Source organism: Bradyrhizobium sp. (genome assembly GCF_016462955.1).
Lineage (GTDB): Bacteria > Pseudomonadota > Alphaproteobacteria > Rhizobiales > Xanthobacteraceae > Bradyrhizobium.
In genome coordinates this window covers 4,107-5,731 of record NZ_JAEMSD010000446.1, presented here as the reverse complement: position 1 = coordinate 5,731, position 1,625 = coordinate 4,107, and the positions used below count along the sequence as shown (strand labels likewise).

General features: G+C 65.2%; 1 protein-coding gene. It reads right to left on the bottom strand.

Annotated elements, in window-relative coordinates; translation table 11 throughout:
* A partial coding sequence (locus JHD07_RS31215; RefSeq protein ID WP_291629131.1) for an AMP-binding protein occupies positions 1 to 1,343 on the bottom strand: 1,343 nt, incomplete at its 3' end.
* Between the last annotated feature and the right edge of the window lie 282 nt (positions 1,344 to 1,625).

Sequence of the window (1,625 nt, the reverse complement as noted above, 5' to 3'; positions counted from 1 at the left end):
ATCAGATAGAAGCCCTCCTCGTCGAACGCCTGCCTGGTCAGTTCGGGCGCCTTCCAGTACCCAGGCGTGACGTTGGGGCCACGCACCCGCACCTCCAGCTTGTCGCCGGAGGTGACGAGCTTCAATTCGGTGCCAGGAATCGGCACGCCGATATTGCCGGAGCGCTCCGCGAGAAAATGACAATCGGTGGCGAGAGGCGAGGTTTCGGTCGATCCCCAGGCCGAGACCATCGGTAACGCGCGGCCGACGGTCCTGATCGAAAGCTCTGCCAAGGCATCCCACAGATTTTGCGGCAACGCGGCGCCGGCATAGAAGGCGAATTTCACCTCGCAGAAGAAGCGGCGGCGCAATTCCTCGTCGCTGCGCAGCGCCGCGATCAGCATGTCGAAGCCGCGCGGAACGTTGAAATAGACCGTCGGCATCACGCTCTTCAGATTGGCGAGCGACGTCGCGAACAGGCCGGGGGCAGGCTTGCCGCCGTCGATATAGAGCGAGCCGCCGTTGCGCAGCACGAGGTTGAAATTGTGGTTGGCGCCGAAGGTGTGGCTCCAGGGCAGCCAGTCGAGAATGACGAGATTGCCGCGGCTCTGCTCGAGGAAGGTCCACGTCTGCGCCTTGGCCTGCTGGCTCGAAGTCAGCATGCGCTGGGTGTTGACGACCGCCTTGGGCGTGCCGGTCGAGCCGGAGGTAAACAGGAATTTTGCGATCGTGTCCGGCGTGAGCGCGGCAAAGGCTGTTGCAACGTCGGGCGTCTCGGGCGTTGCGGCGACCGCATCGGATGACAGCGCATCAGCATCGTCGGCATTGCCGCTGATGATCTCCGCATCGTGCATCGGCTTGATGGCGGCCAGTGCTGCCGCGAACGGCTTGGTCGCAGAGACATAGATCGCGCCCGGACCGAGCAGCGCGATCATGCTCTTGAGCTTGTCGAAATCCCTGGACATGAGCGAATAGGCCGGCGAGATCGCCGCCGAGGGCACACCGACATGCTGGGCGGCGAGTGCAAGCAACGCATGGTCGATGCTGTTGTCGGAGAGGATCGCGAGCGGGCGCTCGGCGCTGAGCCCTTGCGCCAAAATCCAGGACGCAGCCCCGCGCACCCGCCGCAGCGCCTGCGCATAGGTGACGGTGGTCCAGGGCGCTTCGACATTGCCGCGTTCGGCCAGAAAGACCGTGTCGGGCGTTTGCTGCGCCCATTGCTCCAGCCAGTCGCCGGTGCAGCGCGCACACGCGCCGAGAGGCTCGGGCGAGCGCAGCACGATGCTGCCGTCGGGCCGATGCTCCGCGACGGTCCGTGGGCTTGCGAACAGGCTTGCAGCGTCACGAGCTGGGGCGAGTGTCATGCGCTTCCTCCTCCACCCGATCCGGGATCGGCCGCAGCCTCGTTCCGGGCCGCCTTGTCCATAATGTTGGGCATGGCAATTGTTGTCGTCAACAACAATCTTCCGTGCCGGGCATCGAGGCGCTAAGGTCGGTCAACAGGAGACCGTGACGTGACGTCATCAGTAGCCCGCGCCGACACCCGCCCTTCTCTACGCAAGCGTGCCGGCAACGGTGCCGCATCTCGCGACGTCGCCGACGATGTCGGCCTCGACGCCCTGGCCGGCCACGCCGGTTATGCGGTG